Below are 16,330 nucleotides of genomic sequence, written 5' to 3' on the forward strand. Positions count from 1 at the left end.
GCCGACGCAGGGCTGGCTGCGGCTGCCGGCGGAAGGCGGTGACGCGGCCGTCGGCGTCGGTCGGGACGCAGCCGAAGGCCCGCGGATCGCTCACCCGGACCAGGTGCAGGGTGACCTCGGCCCCGGAGTTCTGGTGGGTGGTGAGCACCTCGCGCACGTCGGTGCCGCCGAGCACGTCGCCGTTGAAGACCAGGACGGTGTCGGCGGTGAGGACGTCGTAGACGTTGCGGATGCCGCCGCCGGTGCCCAGCGGATCCTTCTCGGTGACGTAGGTGAGCGTCATCCCCAGTTCGGAGCCGTCACCGTAGTACTCGCTGAAGACCTCCGCCTGGTACGAGGTGCCCAGTACCACGTCGGTGATGCCGGCCTGGCGGATGCGGGTCAGCAGGTGAGTCAGGAACGGCACACCGGCGGTAGGAAGCATCGGTTTGGGCGCCGAGAGGGTCAGCGGCCGCAAACGGGTTCCCTTGCCGCCCACCAGGATCAGAGCCTGCACTGCAGGTGCCACGGAACAACCTTTCGTCGTCTACTCGTCTGCGCATGCGCGCATGCCCGGATGCGGGCGGGATCAGGAACGCTGTTCGCGCCGTGCGGCGGCCACCGCCAGCCGGGAGCGGGCCGCCAGTCCGGCCCGCAGGGCCAGACGCACCGGCGACCACAGCGGCCCGCGATGCCGGTCGGCCTGAAAGCGGTAGGCGCTCGCATGGTGCGCCGGGATCATCTTCTCCGGGTGCCGGGACACCGAGTGACTCTTGGCGTGGGTGGCCCGCGCCGTCGGCACGAAGACGTTCAGCCAGCCGGCCCGGGTGAGCCGGTCGCCGAGGTCGACGTCCTCGAAGAACATGAAGTACCGGGAGTCGAAGCCGTCGACGCCCTCGAACGCCGTGCGCCGCAGCAGCAGGCACGAGCCGGAGAGCCAGCCCACCGGCCGTTCGCCTGCGTCGTCGTTCTCGTTGCGGTAGGCCACCGTCCACGGATTGCCCGGCCACACGCTGCCCAGGACCGCGTGCGCGCTGCCGGAGACCAGGTCCGGGACGCGTCGCGCCGACGGGTACACCGCGCCGTCCGGTTCGAGGATCAGCGGTCCGAGGCTGCCGGCGCGCGGCCATCGCTGCGCGGCCGCGAGCAGCTCGTCGAGGGCGCCGGGCGCCCACTCGATGTCCGGGTTGGCCACCACGATCAGTTCGACGTCCCCGGGGAGCTCGGCCACACCGCGGTTGACCGCGGCGCCGTAGCCGATGTTTCCGCCGGTGCGGACCAGGGTCACGTTGTCGCGCTGCGCGGCGCGCTCGGGGGCGCCGTCGTCGGAGCCGTTGTCGGCCACCACCACCTGCACCCGCGCCGTCGTCGCCGAGGCGAGGGTGTCGAGGAAGTTGCGCAGATAGTCGCCCGACGAGAACGTCACGGTCACCACGCCGATGACGGGCTCGGCCGTCTCGCCTGCTGGCTGGGAAGTCACCGCCATAGGTTAACCAACGCCCGCATCGGCCAGTGCGGCGGCGACGGCCTCGTGCCAGTCACGCAGCGGTGTGAGGCCCGCCGCCGCCCACGACGCCCCGGAGAGCACCGAGTACGCCGGCCGCGGCGCCGGCCGCGGGAAGTCGGCGGTGGTGCACGGCTGCACCCGCTGCGGATCGGCGCCCAGCCCGGCGAACACCGCACGGGCCAGGTCGAACCAGGTGCCCTGGCCGCCGCCGGTGGCGTGCAGCACGGCGCCGGCCGGGTAGTGCGCCGGTGCGAGTCCGGCCAGTTCCCACAGCCCGGCCGCCAGGTCGGGAGCGTAGGTCGGCGATCCGAGCTGGTCGTCGACCACCGAGATCGTCTCCCTCTCCGCCTCGAGCCGGCGCATCGTGGCCACGAAGTCGCCCGCCCCCGGGCTCCCGGTGAACACCCAGGCGGTGCGCACGATCACCGCGTCAGGATCCACCGCCGAGGCGAGCCGCTCCCCGGCCAGTTTAGTCGCCCCGTAGACGGTGGCCGGCTGCGCGTCGGCGGCCACCTCGCCGGGCTCGAAGGGCCTGTCGCGGCCGGGTTCCGGGGTGAAGACGTAATCGGTGGACACGTGCACCAGGCGCGCCCCGGCCGCGGCGGTGATCCGGGCCAGGTTCCCCGGACCGGCGGTGTTGACCGCGGTGGCCGCGGCCACCTCGGTTTCGGCGGCGTCGACGTCGGTGTAGGCGGCGGCGTTGATCACCACGTCCCCGGCCCGGACGCCGGCCAGCGCCGAGGCCACCGACAGCGGATCGGTGACGTCGATCTCCGCCGAGGTGAGCGGCACCGCCTGCACGGCCGCCGGCCTGGTGGCCGCCAGAGCCCGGCCGAGCTGTCCGGCGGCTCCGACGATGTACACACGCAGATCGTTCATGGCGACCATGGTGCCGCATGCCCGGGGCCGCCGACCTGCGCGACACCGGCGCCGCCTCCCCCGCCGTGCGCCGCGGCGCCGGTACTGTGAATTTCACACGTGTCACACAAGCAACAGCGAAGGGAACGGGTCAGGGTGGATCAGCGTCGCGAGGGCCACGAGCGCCGAGCTCGTACCGCCCGCTCCGCAGCAGGTCAACCGGATGACCGCCGCTCCGGGGCCTCAGGAGACGAGCGCGGCCGCCGGCGGCCGGCGCCGGTCGACACCCGCAGTCGCCGCACCACCCGGCGCACCTCCGCCGAGATCCACACGCGGCCCCGCCGCACGGATTCCGCCGCGCGCCCGGCCGCCGGCGCAACCGGCCACCGCACCCTCAAGAGCGATCTGGCCGCCCTCGGCAAGGCTGCGGGCACGGGCGCACGCGGCCTGCTGAACTCGGCCGGAACCCTCGCCACCACGGTCCGCCGGCGGCCCCGGTCGCTGGCCAACCTGGGCCGGGCGATCGTGGCCCTGCTCACCGTCGCCGCCCTGGTGGTCACCGGATACGGCTGGTCGCAGCTGCGCTCGCTCAACTCCAGCGTGACCCTGCTCGGCGGCCTCGATCTGGGCGGCGGCGGGTCCGACGGCGCGCTGGACATCCTGCTGGTGGGCACCGACTCGCGGCTGGACGCGAAGGGCAACCCGCTCAGCGAGGAGGAGCTCAAGTGGCTCCGGGTGGGCGACGAGATCACCACCTCCACCGACACCATCCTGCTCATCCGGATCCCCAAGGACGGCAGCGCCGCGACCGCCATCTCCATCCCGCGCGATTCCTACGTCGACGTCCCGGGGCTGGGCATGAGCAAGATCAACGCCGCCTACGGCACCACCAAAGAAGGGGTGCGCCGGCGAGCGGTGGAGTCCGGCGAGAGCGAGAAGCAGGCCGAGGCCGACGGCGCCAAAGCCGGCCGCAAGACACTGATCGAGACGGTCGGCAATCTCACCGGCGTCACCGTCGATCACTACGCCGAGGTGGGTCTGCTCGGCTTCGCCCTGCTCACCGATGCCGTCGGCGGCGTCCCCGTCTGCCTCAAAGCCGCTGTGCGCGAACCGCTCTCGGGCGCGCGGTTCCGCAAGGGCACGCAGACCCTCAACGGTCCCAAGGCGCTGAGCTTCGTCCGCCAGCGGCACGATCTGCCGCGCGGCGACCTGGACCGCATCACCCGCCAGCAGGTCTTCATGGCCGCCCTGGCCCAGAAGGTCCTCTCCACCTCCACACTGACCAATCCGGGCAAGCTCAAGGAGCTCGAACAGGCGATGAGCCGCTCGGTGGTCATCGACGACGGTTGGGACATCATCTCGCTGGCCGACCGGCTGAAGGATCTGACCGGCGGCAGCGTCAAGTTCAGCACCATCCCGGTGGTCACCGAGCACGGCTGGAGCGACGACGGCATGCAGTCGGTGGTCGAGGTGGATCCGCAGCAGGTGCACACCTTCGTCGACAAGGAGCTCGGCAAGGAGTCCCGCAACGATTCCTCCGACGTCCGCTCGGACACCACCGTCGACGTGACCAACGCCGGCACCGTCGACGGACTGGCCGCCAACGTCGCAGGTCTGCTGGGTGGCAAGGGCTGGAAGGAGGGCGAGCTGTCCAACGAGCCGATGGACGAGTTCGACTCGCTGATCTTCGCCAAGGACCCCGATTCCGATGCCGCCAAGCAACTGGCCAAGGACCTCGGCGGCAACATCGCCATCCGGGAGGACTCGTCGCTGCCCGGCGACAAGCTGCGCGCCGTCCTGACCAACACCTACACCGGCATGGGCGCCATCTGGAACACCGGCGACCAGGGCGAGAACACCAACGACGGCGCCTCGCCGAGCGGGGCGGCCAAGGCCTCCGCCTCAGCCCAGCCGGCCATCAAGGCCGACACCAAGGGCCCGGTCTGCGTCAACTGAGCACGCCCCGCGGTGATCATCCGGCCGGCCGGCACGCATGATGGAGTCATGACGAGCGCGCAGACCCTGACCGGCATGATCCTCGACGCGGTGGCCGATCCGGCCCGCCCGCTGCTCACCTACTACAACGAGAGCACCGGCGAGCGCACCGAGCTCTCGGCGGCCACCCTGGGCAACTGGGCGGCCAAGATCGGCAACTACCTGCGCGACGAGACCATGGCCGCCCCCGGCGACCCGGTGCAGGTGGACCTTCCCGAACACTGGCAGAGCGCCGCGGTGCTGCTCGGCGCCTGGTGGGCCGGCCTGCAGGTGCGGCTCGACGACGAGCCCGCCCCCGATGTGGCCGCCCCCGTCTTCACCGCTGCGGACCGGATCGACCGGTACCCCGATGCCGACCCGCTGATCGTGGTGCCGCTGGACCCGTTCGCGATGGGCGCCCCGCAGCTGCCGGTGGGCGTCGACGACTTCGGCACCGCCATTCGCGCGCACGGCGACCGGTTCGTCCCGGCCGGCAGCGGCGCCGCCGCCCTCGGCGCGCGGCCGCTGTCCGAGGTGGCCGACGCCGCCCGGGCGGTGGCCGGCGCCGATGCGATCACCGCGGGTGCGCGGGTGCTGTCGACCCGGGAGTGGCGGACCGCCGACGGCATCGTCACCGCGCTGCTCGCTCCCCTGCTCACCGGCGCCTCCCTGGTCTGGGTCGGCGGCACCGACGACGACGAGCGGCTCGCCGCGATCGCCGGCACGGAGAACGCCGACCTGATCCTGCGCTGATCTCTCTTGCGCTGATCTCTCCTGGGCTGATCTCTCCTGGGCCGATCCCGCACAGACTACGACTCCCGCGGACCGGAGCGGTCCGCGGGAGTCGTGTGTCCGATACCGGCGGGGCCGGTGACCGGGGAGATGTCAGCCGCGCAGCAGGGCGCGGCTCATCACCACGCGCTGGATCTGGTTGGTGCCCTCGTAGATCTGGGTGATCTTGGCGTCACGCATCATCCGCTCCACCGGGAAGTCGGTGGTGTAGCCGGCGCCGCCGAAGAGCTGCACGGCATCGGTGGTCACCTCCATCGCGACGTCCGAGGCGAGACACTTCGAGGCCGAGCTGATGAAGCCCAGGTTGGACTCGCCGCGCTCGGCGCGGGCGGCGGCGCTGTAGACCATCAGCCGTGCGGCCTCGACCTTCATCGCCATGTCGGCGATCATGAACTCGACGCCCTGGAACGTGCTGATGGACTTGCCGAACTGCTTGCGGTCCTTGACGTATTCGATGGCCGCGTCGAGTGCACCCTGCGCCACGCCGACGGCCTGGGCGCCGATGGTCGGGCGGGTGTGATCGAGGGTGGCCAGCGCGGTCTTGAAGCCGGTGCCCTCGTCGCCGATGATGCGATCCTCGGGGATGGTGCAGTCCTCGAAGTACAGCTCAGCGGTCGGCGAGCCCTTGATGCCCAGCTTGTGCTCGAGCGGTCCGACGGTGAAGCCGGGATCGTCCTTGTGGACCATGAACGCGGAGATGCCGTTGGCGCGCTTCTCGGGGTCGGTCACCGCCATCACGGTGTACCAGGTGGACTGGCCGCCGTTGGTGATCCAGCACTTGGAGCCGTTGAGCACCCAGTTGTTGCCGTCCTTGCGGGCCCGGGTCTTCATGCCGGCGGCGTCGGAGCCGGCCTCACGCTCGGAGAGCGCGTAGGAGGCCATCGCCTCACCGGAGGCGATCGACGGCAGCACGGTGGACTTGAGCGCGTCGTCGCCCGAGAGGATCAGGCCCATGGTGCCGAGCTTGTTCACGGCCGGGATCAGCGAAGCCGAGACGTCCACGCGGGCCACCTCTTCGATGACGATGCAGGCGGCGACCGAGTCTGCGCCCTGGCCCTCGAACTGCTCCGGGACGTGGATGGCGTTGAAGCCGTTGGCCACCAGCGCGGTGCGCGCCTCCTCGGGGAAGCGGGCGTTCTCGTCCACGTCCTTCGCGTGCGGGGCGATCTCCTTCTCGGCGAGCGCGCGGATGGCCTCGCGCAGCGCCTGGTGCTCCTCCGGAAGCTGGAAGAGGTCGAAATCGGGATTGCCGAACTTGCTCGCCATGATCTCTCCTTATCTGCCCCGGCGTGTCACCGAGTGCCGCGAGTTTCTGCTTGTTTCAGTCCATCATGGCACGGCGTGCCAGTCAATTGGGTCAGTTGGCTGCGAACCGCCTCCGCGATCGCCTCCGGGCTGGTGCCGGCCGGATAGCTGACGACGGCGATCTCCGCACCGGCGGCGCCGGGTTCGGCCACGGCCGCCCGATGCAGCCGGACCAGCTCACCGCGCAGCGTCGCCGCGTCGGCACCCGGATCGCCGCGCAGCATCGAGCGCAGCAGGAAGTTGTGCGCGCCGGTGACCGCCGCGGCATAGGCCACGATCTGCACCGGGCGCACCGCGGGCAGCCGGCTGCGCAGGTGATCCTCGAAGAGGCGCTGGTAGCGGTAGGTGGTGACCAGTTCCCGGTCGCGCAGCGCGGCGACATCGGCGACCACCCGGTAGCGCCGGACCGCGAGCTCCCGGTTGGCGTGGAAATGCGCGAAGACCAGTTCGGCCGCCGCACACACCGACCACCACGGATCATCGCCTGGGGCCGCACCGGTCAGCAGTTCGCCGACCTGCTCGAGCAGCGACTCGTGGTCGGCGAAGATCAGGTCCTCTTTGGAGTGGAACTGCCGGAACAGAGTGCGCCGCGACACCCCGGCGGCCGCGGCCACCTCGTCGACCGTCGTCGCCTCGTACCCCTGCGCGGCGAAGAGCCGGATGGACTCGGCGACCACCTGCATGCGGAACGCCCCCGGGTCGGCGCTCACCTGATCGGTCGTAGCCATGGTTGCCAGTATGGCGCATCCCCGCGGCGGCGCCGGCCCGCATCCGCCCGCTCCCCGGCCTACCATCGGGTCTCGATGAACCTGCTGCTGCTGTCCTGGGGCGCCGGCGCGGTGCCCGGATTCCTGGCCGCGCACACCCGCCCGGGTGCCGGACCGGTCGCGGTGGTGATGATCGACGACGCCGCCCGGGTGCTCGGGGAGCCCAACTTCTCCCAGTACGAGCGCGAGCGCCTCGAGGGCTTCGGCTGCGCGGTCACCGCGATCACCGCCGGGACGCTCGGCTCGGCGGACGAGTTCGCCCGCGCGCTCGACGGCGCCGACGCGGTGTACGTCTGCGGCGGCGAGACCTTCGTGCTGCTCGAGGCGCTGGCCCGTCACGACATGCGCGAGGTGCTCGCCGACCGGGTGCGTGCGGGCCTGCCCTACCTCGGTCTGTCGGCCGGGGCGGTGATCGCCGGTCCCAGCGCCGAGCCGGTGACCCTGCTCGACGATCCCGGGCTCGCCCCGGGGCTGACCGACCACCGCGAGCTCGGTCTGATCGACGCCGTCCCCGTCCCCCACGCCGACGGCCGCATCCCCGGCTATCCCCCGCCGGTCTTCGACCGGATCCGCGCCGAGTACGCCGGCCGCTACACGCTGGCGTTCATCGACGACGATCAGGCCCTGCTGGTCAGCGGTGCCGCCGCGCAGCTCGTCGCCTCGCCCGACGACCCGCGACGCCCGACTCGGGGTGACCTTCCCGCCGACGATGCGAGACTGGAACCATGAAGGTGCCCCGTTTCGTCGCGACCGCGAACAAATACGTCGCCAACCCGTTGCAGCGCCTGTGGGCGGACAAGCTGCCGCCCTGGGCCGTCGTCGAGCACGTCGGCCGCCGATCCGGCACGCAGTACTCCACCCCGGTGCTGGCCTGGGTCGAGGGCGGCAAGCTCTCGATCCCGCTGGTGTACGGCACCGAGAGCGACTGGGTGCGCAATGTGCTGGCGGCCGGCGAGTTCACCCTGGTCCGCGCGGGCAGCCGGCTGACCGTGACCGGCGCGCGGATCGTTCCGCCGGACTCCCCGGACATCGTCGGCCTCGCCCGGTATCTGGGGCGGGGTCTGGACGGGGTGCTCTACGGGCGCATCGCCGGGGGCCGGCGGTGACCGCCCCGGCCCTGGCCGGCTTCGACGCCGCGGTCTTCGAAGCCGAGGGCATGAGCCACCGCTACTACCGGCTCGGCACCGGCCCGGCGGTGATCGTGATCGCCGAGATCCCCGGGATCACGCCGAAGGTGATCGACTTCGCGCGGCGGGTCGCCGCCGCCGGCTGCACCGTCTATCTGCCCTCGCTGTTCGGAACCGACGGCGCCGACGTGAACCCGACGGGCGTCACGGACATGCCGCGCGCCGCCGGCGTCGCCGTCAAGGCGCTCGGCAAGGTCTGCGTCTCCCGCGAGTTCACCGTCCTGGCCACCGGCAAGTCCTCGCCGGTGGTGCGCTGGCTGCGGGCACTGGCCGCGAAGGCGCACGAGGAATGCGGCGGCCCGGGCGTCGGCGCGGTCGGCATGTGCCTGACCGGCGGCTTCGCCCTGGCGATGGCCGTCGACGACCGGATGCTCGCGCCGGTGCTCTCCCAGCCCTCCCTGCCCCTGGGCATCACGCCCGGACGGCGCAACACCATCGACATCAGCGCCGCAGACCTGGAGACGGTGAAAGTGCGCTGCGGCAAAGGACTTCAGGTGCTCGGCGCCCGGTTCGAGGGCGACCTCATGTCCCCCGGCGGCCGGTTCGACTTCCTGCGCCGCGAGCTCGGCGATGCCTTCCTCGCCGTCGAGCTTCCCGACGACACAGCCAATCCGGATGCCGCCATCCCACCGCATTCGGTGCTGACCGAGCATCTGATCGACGAGCCGGGCCAGCCCACCCGCGACACTCTCGACCGAGTCCTGGAGTTCTTCCGGACCAAACTCGATGTCGCCTGATCGCGCACCGGGAGGGCACCCCCTCGACGACCCGTTCGGCACCGCCCTGCGCGGACGCCAGGGCGCCTTCGCCCGCTCGCACGGCACGGCGATCGCCTATCTGCGCGACGTCTCGGTGTTCTACGCGCATCCGGTCGAGCTCGGCGACGCCGCCTACGCGGATCTGGCCGCCCTGGCCGGTCCCGGCGGCACCGTCGGGCTGCGGGAGCGCCGCACGCCGCTGCCCGACGGCTGGGAGCTGCTCGAGTCCTTCGAGATGGTCCAGTACACGGGCGAGCAGCTGAGCACCTCCCACGATGCCGGACTGGTCGAACTCGGCGAGCCCGACGTCCCGGAGATGACGGAACTGGTCCGCCTCACCGATCCGGGCCCGTTCCTGCCGCGGACGGTCGAACTCGGCCGCTACCTCGGCTACCGGGATCCGGCCGACGGACGGCTGCTGGGCATGGCCGGCGAACGCGCCCGTCCCCCCGGCTGGACCGAGATCAGCGCGGTCTGCGTGCACCCCGATGCCCGGGGCCGGGGTCTGGCGACCCGCCTGGTGCGGGCCGTCGGCGCCGGCATCGTCGACCGCAGCGATCGTCCCTTCCTGCACACCTCGGCCGGCAATCCGGCCCGCCGGCTCTACGAGGGGCTCGGCTTCCACCTGCGGTCTTCGGTCACTCTGGACATCGTCCGGGTTCCCCGGGGACGTCCGGAGAAGGAGATCTGATGTTCGACCTGTCCACGCTCGAGGTTCCGATCGTCGGCGCCCCGATGGCCGGCGGACCGTCCACCCCGGAACTGACCGCCGCCGTCTGCGAGGCCGGCGGCTTCGGCATGCTGGCCGGCACCTACCTGAGTCTGGAGACCCTGCGCGAGCAGATCACCGCCGTCCGTGCGGCCACCGACCGCCCGTTCGGGGTGAATCTCTTCGTCCCCGAGGAGATCCCGTTCGACGAGGCGGCGTTCGCCGAGTACCGGGATCTGCTGCAGCTGGTCGCCGACCGGGTCGGCGCCGAACTCCCCGAGACCGTCGCCTACTCCGACGACCACTTCGACGCCAAGATCGAGCTGCTGCTGGCGATGAACGTCGACGCCGTCTCGTTCACCTTCGACGTGCCGTCGCGGGCGACGATCAGACGGTTCACCGAGGCCGGCATCCTCACCATCGGCACCGTCACCAGCGTCCGTGAAGCCCAGCGCGCCTCCGGCGCGGGCGTACTGGCGCTGTGCGCGCAGGGCATCGAGGCCGGCGGCCATCGCGCCACCTTCCACATCGCCGACGACGACCCGCAGGTGAGCACCGCCGACCTGGTGGCCGGCACCATCGAGGCCACCGGTCTGCCCACCGTCGGCGCCGGGGGCGTCGGCAGCCGGGAGGACGTGCAGGCCCTGCTCGACGCCGGTGCGGTCGCCGCGCAGATCGGCACCCTGCTGCTGCGCTGCCCGGAGGCCGGTACCCGCCAGGCGCACCGGGATGCCCTCGCCGATCCGCAGTTCACCGAGACGGTCACCACCCGCGCCTACTCCGGCCGGCTGGCGCGCGGCCTGCTCAACGCCTTCATCCGAGACTACAGCGACCTCGCTCCCGCGCTCTTCCCCCAGGTCAACACCCTCACCGGACCGATCCGCCGAGCCGGCTCGGACGATCCGCAGGTGATCAACCTGTGGGCCGGCACCGGCTTCCGCAATGCCCGCGCGGTCCCGGCGGCCGAGGTGATCGCCGGTCTGAGCCCGGCTCCCGGTCAGGGCCCGGTCACCACGTCCCGGCACACCTGAAGCTGACCGGTGTGCTGGGCCAGCTCGCGCAGCAGGTGCAGCACCACGAACTCCGGTGACGAGTCGGCGGCGTCGGTCCGGGTCGACGCGATGGCCGTCGGCGCGGCGATGCCCTCGGTGAGCGCGCGGTGCACATAGCGCGGCAGCCGCTCACGGATCCGGGACAGCAGGTCCCGCGCCTGGTCGACGGTGCCCACCGCGGCGAACTCCGCATCCCGGTCCCGTGCCAGCGTCTCACCGGCCACCAGGTTCCCGCCCCAGTCGGCCACCACCCCGTCGAGGTGGGCGACCAGGGCGTACACCGAGTTCACTCCCGGCACCTCGGGCCGGGCGTTGACCGTGGCGTCGTCGCAGTCGTCGAGGGCCGCGGCGATGTCGTCGAGGATCTCCCCGACGATCGTCAGGCAGGCGGTCTCGAGAGCCTCGTGCGGCACGGCTGCGTCAGTCCTCGAGCAGCGAACGCCGCAGATTCTCGTCCTTGGCCAGCACGGTCTCCTCCAGGTCGGCCTGGAAGCGTTCCATGGCCTGCTGCAGGGCCGGGTCGCCGGCGCCCAGGATCCGGGTGGCCAGCAGGCCCGCGTTGCGGCCGCCGCCGATCGAGACCGTGGCGACCGGCACACCGGCCGGCATCTGCACGATCGAGAGCAGCGAATCCATGCCGTCGAGGTACTTCAGCGGCACCGGCACACCGATCACCGGCAGCGGCGTGGCGGCGGCCACCATGCCCGGCAGGTGCGCCGCACCGCCGGCGCCGGCGATGATCACCGAGATGCCGCGGGCGGCCGCCCCCGCGGCGTAGTCGAGCATCCGTTGCGGGGTGCGGTGCGCGGAGACCACCCCCACCTCGAAGGGCACCCCGAACTCGGCGAGCGCCAGCGCCGCCGGCTCCATCACCGGCCAGTCCGAGTCGCTGCCCATGATCAGTCCCACCCGGGGGGCGGGGGTCGTCGTCGTTGCCATGTCTCTCCGATCAGTTCGCTCGGCCGTTCAGTTCGCACGGCCGTTCAGTTCGCCCGGCCGTTCAGTTCGCTTCGGCGTGCGGATCCCAGCCGTCGGTCCACTCCCCGCGGCTCATCCAGTGCGCGGCACGTTCGGCGCGCTCGCGCACCTCGGCGAGCGACTGTCCGGGACGGCCGACGATGTTGACGTGTCCCACCTTGCGGTCGGGGCGCTCGCCCTTGCCGTACAGGTGCACCTTGGCCTCGGGCATCCGCGCCATCAGATGATGCAGCCGCTCGTCCATCGCCATCGCCGGGGTCCGCTCGGCACCGAGGATGTTGGCCATCACCACCACCCCGGCCGTGGCCGAGGTCTCCCCCAGCGGATAGTCGAGCACCGCGCGCAGATGCTGCTCGAACTGCGAGGTGACGGCGCCGTCCATGGTCCAGTGCCCGCTGTTGTGCGGCCGCATCGCCAGCTCGTTCACCACCAGCCGTCCGTCGGTCGTCTCGAACAGCTCCATCGCCATGTCGCCGACCACGCCGAGCTCGTCGGCCAGCCTCAGAGCCATCTGCTGGGCCTGCTCGGCCACCTCCGGATCCAGGTCCGGTGCCGGCGCCAGCACCACCGCGCACTGTCCGTTGCGCTGGATGGTCTCGACCACCGGCCAGGCCGCACCCTGACCGTGCGGGGAGCGGGCGATCATCGCCGAGAGCTCGCGGGCCATCGCCACCTTCTGCTCGGCCATCAGCACCGTGGCCGCACCGCTGTGCTGGTCGAAGACGCTCAGCGCGGACTCCCGGTCGCCGTCGATCAGCCAGACGCCACGGCCGTCGTAGCCGCCGCGCACCGCCTTGATCACGATCTGCCAGTCCTGCTGCTCGCCGAACGCCACCAGTTCCGCGCGGGCCTGCTCCACCGGACCGGACAGGTCCACGAAGGCCGGCACCGGCAGTCCCAGCTCGCGCAGCCGCAGCCGCATCGCCAGCTTGTCCTGCGCGAAGTGCAGGGCCGCCGACGGCGGGCGCACCGCCACCCCGCGCGCCTCGAGCGCCTGCAGATGCTCGAGCGGCACCCCCTCGTGATCGAAGGTCAGCGCCACCGACCCGTCCGCCGCCCGCAGCAGATCCTCGAGCACATCGTGCGAGCCGAGCACCACGTCGGCGCTGACCTGCGCGGCGGGCTCGTCCGGAGACCCGGCGAGGACCCGCAGGCACTGGCCGAGCGCGATCGCCGACTGGTGCGTCATCCGGGCGAGCTGCCCACCACCGATCATGGTGACGGTGGGCATCCCGGTCTGGTGTGGCGAGCTGGAAGTCACGGGTCAATCCTGGCATGCCGGGGTGGCGTGGCCGACATCCGCCACCACGGATTCCGGTCTGCGCGCACTCGTTCCGTACACTGACTCCTTGTGCCAACCATTGACGGGCTCGTCTCAGCGCTGCCCACGCCGATCCATCGGCTGTTGATGAAGCACAGTGAACTCATCAAGTTCGCGATCGTCGGCGGCACCACCTTCGTCGTCGACACGGTCATCTACTACACGCTCGTGTTCACCGTGCTCGATCAGAAGCCGGTGGTCGCCCGCATCATCTCCGGGGTCATCGCGACGATCCTCAGCTACATCCTCAACCGGGAGTGGGCGTTCAAGAACCGGGGCGGCCGCGAGCGCACCCACGAGGCGCTGCTCTTCTTCGCGATCAGCGGCATCGGCGTCCTGCTGGCCGCCGCCCCGCTCTGGCTCGGCAACAACGTCTTCGACATGCGCCACAACCTCGGCAAGCTCGAGCTGGCCGTGGTGGACTTCCTCCTCGCCTTCATCCTGGGCAACCTGCTGCAGATGGCCTTCCGGTTCTGGGCGCTGCGACGTTTCGCCTTCCCGGAGGCGCAACCGCCCGGCGGCCCGGGCGGCTCCACCGACCTGGATCCGAGCCCGGACGAACTCACCGATGAGGAACTCGGACACGCCTGATCGCGCCCGAGTCCGGCCCCCGGCCCCCGGCCGGGGCGACGATCGCGAAGACCGGCGGCCGCCGCGAGGTCAGATCCAGCCGGCCGCCGTCCGCCTCGATCAGCGCCCGGGCCAGTGACAGACCCACTCCGGTGCGGCGGTCCCCGGACACGCCCCGACGGAAGATCCCGTCGGCCAGCTCGTCGGGCACCCCGGCGCCCTCGTCGCTCACCCGCACGCGCACCATCTCCGCCGACGGCAGCTGATCGACGCGCACCGTGGTGGTGCCGGCCCCGTGATTGAGCGCATTGTCGATCAGCACGCTGAGCGCCTCGCGCAGCCGCCCGGGCTGGCCGGCCACCGGCACCGACGGGCCGTCGAACCGCGCGCGCAGCCGACGGCCCGCCGCCGCGTACGCCGGGGCGAAGTCGGCCACCAGGGTCCGTACCACCGCCTGCACGTCGATGTCGGTCTGCGGCACCGTCTCCTCCCGCGAGGCGATCACCAGCTCGTCGAGTTCGGCGGCCAGCCGCTCGACCTGATCGACGCCGGCCTCGGCCTCGGCCACCACCTCCGGATCGGGATGCAGGGTCAGCTCGTCGAGTCGCAGGTGGATCGCGGTGAGCCGGCTGCGCAGCTGGTGGGAGACGTCGCCGATGATCTGCCGTTCGCGTTCGAGCCGCTGGGTGATCTCGGCGTTGGCCCGCGCCAGCGCCGCCGACACCCGGTCGAGCTCGTCGATCCCGTACTGCGGCCACGCCGTGCTCAGATCGCCGCGGCCCATCGCCGCGGCCCGGCCGGCCACCTGGGTCAGCGGTTCGGTCAGCCGCCGGGCGGTCAGCACCGCCACCAGGGCGCCGCCGCCGACCGCGCCGAGCATGACCACCGCGAGCACCCCCACCGCCAGCCACTGGGTGGGCCGCACGTCGGACTGCGGGATCGACAGGGTCAGGGTCGCACCGGAACCGAGCGCCACCGATTCGCTGAGCCGGGCGCCGTCGATCTCGCCGCCGATCGACTGCGGCCCGGCCGGCGAGTCCAGGGTCAGCCGCCCGTTCCGGGGCAGCAGCAGGTGGAACTGCTCCAGATCCAGGTCCTCCGGCCCGGCGAGCCGTCCGGCGGCCTCCTCGGAGAGCACGTGCTCGCTCACGGTGAGCAGCCGGGTGGACAGATCCTGCCGTGCCGATTCGGAGATCCACACCCAGGTGAGCGCGGTCAGCGGCACGCCGAGCAGCACGATCATCGCCATCAGCGAGGCGATCATCGTCTTCAGGATGCGCTGGCGCACGGCGGTCTACGGGTCGAAGCGGAAGCCCACACCGCGCACGGTGGCGATGTGCTTGCGCTTGTCCGGCTGATCGTCGCCGATCTTCCGCCGGATCCAGGAGATGTGCATGTCCAGGGTCTTCGACGACCGCAGGTCCGTCGATCCCCACACCTCGGTCATGATCTCGTCGCGGCTGAGCACCTGCCCTGGACGTTCCATCAGGCAGCGCAGCAGATCGAACTCCCGGTTGGCCAGGGTCAGTTCGGCGCCGTCGACCACCACCCGTCGCGCCCGCGCATCGAGCTGGATGTCGCCGCTGTCGAGCACCACGTCGTCCGCGCCGCCGCTGCGCCGCAGCAGGGCCCGGACCCGGGCCAGCAGTTCGGCCAGACGGAAGGGTTTGCCCACGTAGTCGTCGGCACCGGCATCGAGGCCGACCACGAAGTCCACCTCGTCGGTCCGGGCGGTGAGCATGAGCACCGCCAGTTGCGGGCGTTCGGCCCGGATCCGGCGGCACACCTCGAGGCCGTCCATTCCGGGCAGCCCCAGATCCAGGATCAGCAGCCCGTAGCTGCCCGAGCGCGCCAGCTCCAGGGCCTCCGGTCCGGTCTGCGCCACCTGACAGTCGTTGCCCTCGCGGATCAGGGCCCGGGCCAGCGGCTGCGCGATCGCCGGATCGTCCTCGGCCAGCAGTACCGCACCGGTGGGGGCGGTCGGCGGAAAGGTCATCGGCGGAAGTCCTCCTCGTCCTCCTCCAGCAGCTGCTCGTAGAGCAGCGCGTGCACGGACTCGACGCGCGGGATGTCGATGAAGACCAGCGGATCGTCGGACGCCGACTGGATCTCCAGCGAACCGGTCCGCAGCATCCGGTCGATCAGGCTGTGCGAGAACTCGACGGTGTTGATCCGGCTGATCGGCAGGTCGATACCCGAGCGGGTCAGGATCCCGTTGCGGTAGATCACCCTCCGGTCGGTCACCACGAAGTGCGTGGTGCGCCAGGCCACCAGCGGGCGCACCAGCCACCAGAGGGTGGCCAGCGCCCACACCACCACGATCAGGACGGTCAGCCAGGTGCGGGCGGTCGAGTCCAGATCCGCCCCGTGCAGCAGCCCGAGCAGGATCCCGCACACCGCGGTCACCAGCCAGAACAGCAGAATCGGAGCGACGAGGCCCTTCCAGTGCGGATGGCGGTGCACCACCACTGTTTCGCCGGGTGCGAGGTTCTCCCGCGGGTATGCCATGCGCATCAGCGTAATCGCCGAGCACTCCGGGGCGGTGGCGTGCGCCGGTAGACTCGGACCGAACC

Annotated in this window: 19 protein-coding genes; 8 read left to right on the forward strand and 11 right to left on the reverse strand. The window is 71.6% G+C overall.

Features of this window, described 5'->3' with window-relative positions; translation table 11 throughout:
• The 3 genes from ACJMNC_RS09315 to rfbD all read right to left on the reverse strand — a co-directional run.
• A partial coding sequence (locus ACJMNC_RS09315) for an NDP-sugar synthase (RefSeq protein WP_408947668.1) occupies positions 1–508 on the reverse strand: 508 nt, incomplete at its 3' end.
• A 60-nt stretch (positions 509–568) separates the two neighbouring features.
• Positions 569–1,459, reverse strand: a complete 891-nt coding sequence (locus ACJMNC_RS09320; RefSeq protein WP_408947669.1) for a glycosyltransferase family 2 protein — start codon at positions 1,457–1,459, stop codon at positions 569–571.
• 9 nt (positions 1,460–1,468) lie between these two features.
• Entirely contained in the window at positions 1,469–2,365 is an 897-nt protein-coding gene (gene rfbD / locus ACJMNC_RS09325) for a dTDP-4-dehydrorhamnose reductase (RefSeq protein WP_408947670.1), read from the reverse strand.
• 135 nt (positions 2,366–2,500) lie between these two features.
• Between rfbD and ACJMNC_RS09330 the strand changes: the two genes are divergently transcribed.
• Both ACJMNC_RS09330 and ACJMNC_RS09335 read left to right on the forward strand, forming a co-directional pair.
• Positions 2,501–4,300, forward strand: coding sequence for an LCP family protein (locus tag ACJMNC_RS09330; RefSeq protein WP_408947671.1), 1,800 nt, complete (start codon positions 2,501–2,503; stop codon positions 4,298–4,300).
• Between the two features lie 48 nt (positions 4,301–4,348).
• Positions 4,349–5,071 carry a TIGR03089 family protein gene (locus tag ACJMNC_RS09335; protein ID WP_408947672.1) on the forward strand — a complete coding sequence of 241 codons (723 nt, stop codon included), beginning with the start codon at positions 4,349–4,351 and terminating at the stop codon, positions 5,069–5,071.
• 132 nt (positions 5,072–5,203) lie between these two features.
• On the opposite strand, the gene ACJMNC_RS09340 is transcribed toward ACJMNC_RS09335, so the two are convergent.
• Entirely contained in the window at positions 5,204–6,376 is a 1,173-nt protein-coding gene (locus tag ACJMNC_RS09340; RefSeq protein ID WP_408947673.1) for an acyl-CoA dehydrogenase, read from the reverse strand.
• A 26-nt stretch (positions 6,377–6,402) separates the two neighbouring features.
• Positions 6,403–7,143 carry a TetR/AcrR family transcriptional regulator gene (locus tag ACJMNC_RS09345; RefSeq protein WP_408947674.1) on the reverse strand — a complete coding sequence of 247 codons (741 nt, stop codon included), beginning with the start codon at positions 7,141–7,143 and terminating at the stop codon, positions 6,403–6,405.
• A gap of 75 nt (positions 7,144–7,218) precedes the next feature.
• Between ACJMNC_RS09345 and ACJMNC_RS09350 the strand changes: the two genes are divergently transcribed.
• Genes ACJMNC_RS09350 through ACJMNC_RS09370 form a run of 5 tightly spaced genes read left to right on the forward strand, consistent with a single transcriptional unit; the run spans position 7,219 to position 10,867 of the window.
• Positions 7,219–7,911 (forward strand): Type 1 glutamine amidotransferase-like domain-containing protein, encoded by a 693-nt coding sequence (locus tag ACJMNC_RS09350; protein WP_408947675.1) that lies wholly within the window; start codon positions 7,219–7,221, stop codon positions 7,909–7,911.
• Positions 7,908–8,288, forward strand: coding sequence for a nitroreductase family deazaflavin-dependent oxidoreductase (locus ACJMNC_RS09355; RefSeq protein ID WP_408947676.1), 381 nt, complete (start codon positions 7,908–7,910; stop codon positions 8,286–8,288). The genes ACJMNC_RS09350 and ACJMNC_RS09355 overlap by 4 nt, the downstream gene beginning before the upstream one ends.
• A 50-nt stretch (positions 8,289–8,338) precedes the next feature.
• A complete protein-coding gene (locus ACJMNC_RS09360; protein ID WP_408947791.1) occupies positions 8,339–9,106 on the forward strand; it encodes a dienelactone hydrolase family protein in 768 nt (255 codons plus the stop codon).
• Positions 9,096–9,818: a GNAT family N-acetyltransferase gene (locus ACJMNC_RS09365; protein WP_408947677.1), complete on the forward strand. Its 723-nt coding sequence runs from the start codon at positions 9,096–9,098 to the stop codon at positions 9,816–9,818. Before ACJMNC_RS09360 ends, ACJMNC_RS09365 begins: the two co-directional genes overlap by 11 nt.
• Positions 9,818–10,867 (forward strand): NAD(P)H-dependent flavin oxidoreductase, encoded by a 1,050-nt coding sequence (locus ACJMNC_RS09370; RefSeq protein WP_408947678.1) that lies wholly within the window; start codon positions 9,818–9,820, stop codon positions 10,865–10,867. The genes ACJMNC_RS09365 and ACJMNC_RS09370 overlap by 1 nt, the downstream gene beginning before the upstream one ends.
• Here ACJMNC_RS09370 and ACJMNC_RS09375 read toward each other — a convergent pair.
• The 3 genes from ACJMNC_RS09375 to ACJMNC_RS09385 form a co-directional block, all read right to left on the reverse strand.
• Positions 10,834–11,301: a DUF664 domain-containing protein gene (locus ACJMNC_RS09375; protein ID WP_408947679.1), complete on the reverse strand. Its 468-nt coding sequence runs from the start codon at positions 11,299–11,301 to the stop codon at positions 10,834–10,836. The genes ACJMNC_RS09370 and ACJMNC_RS09375 overlap by 34 nt on opposite strands.
• A gap of 7 nt (positions 11,302–11,308) precedes the next feature.
• The gene (gene purE / locus ACJMNC_RS09380) at positions 11,309–11,827 is read right to left on the reverse strand and encodes a 5-(carboxyamino)imidazole ribonucleotide mutase (RefSeq protein ID WP_408947680.1); all 519 of its coding nucleotides are present in this window, start codon (positions 11,825–11,827) and stop codon (positions 11,309–11,311) included.
• A 61-nt stretch (positions 11,828–11,888) separates the two neighbouring features.
• Positions 11,889–13,127: a 5-(carboxyamino)imidazole ribonucleotide synthase gene (locus ACJMNC_RS09385; RefSeq protein ID WP_408947681.1), complete on the reverse strand. Its 1,239-nt coding sequence runs from the start codon at positions 13,125–13,127 to the stop codon at positions 11,889–11,891.
• Positions 13,128–13,217: 90 nt separating this feature from the next.
• Here ACJMNC_RS09385 and ACJMNC_RS09390 point away from each other — a divergent pair, with 90 nt between their 5' ends.
• Positions 13,218–13,778 (forward strand): GtrA family protein, encoded by a 561-nt coding sequence (locus ACJMNC_RS09390; RefSeq protein WP_408947682.1) that lies wholly within the window; start codon positions 13,218–13,220, stop codon positions 13,776–13,778.
• Here the strand turns inward: ACJMNC_RS09390 and ACJMNC_RS09395 are convergent.
• Genes ACJMNC_RS09395 through ACJMNC_RS09405 form a run of 3 tightly spaced genes read right to left on the reverse strand, consistent with a single transcriptional unit; the run spans position 13,750 to position 16,265 of the window.
• Positions 13,750–15,045 (reverse strand): ATP-binding protein, encoded by a 1,296-nt coding sequence (locus ACJMNC_RS09395; protein ID WP_408947683.1) that lies wholly within the window; start codon positions 15,043–15,045, stop codon positions 13,750–13,752. The two genes, ACJMNC_RS09390 and ACJMNC_RS09395, sit on opposite strands and share 29 nt — an antisense overlap.
• Positions 15,046–15,051: 6 nt before the next feature.
• On the reverse strand, positions 15,052–15,753 hold the full coding sequence (locus ACJMNC_RS09400) for a response regulator transcription factor (RefSeq protein ID WP_408947684.1): 702 nt from the start codon (positions 15,751–15,753) through the stop codon (positions 15,052–15,054).
• Positions 15,750–16,265, reverse strand: a complete 516-nt coding sequence (locus ACJMNC_RS09405) for a PH domain-containing protein (RefSeq protein WP_408947685.1) — start codon at positions 16,263–16,265, stop codon at positions 15,750–15,752. The genes ACJMNC_RS09400 and ACJMNC_RS09405 overlap by 4 nt, the downstream gene beginning before the upstream one ends.
• Positions 16,266–16,330 lie beyond the last annotated feature (65 nt).

This window comes from Gordonia sp. VNK21, assembly GCF_046098115.1.
GTDB lineage: Bacteria > Actinomycetota > Actinomycetes > Mycobacteriales > Mycobacteriaceae > Gordonia.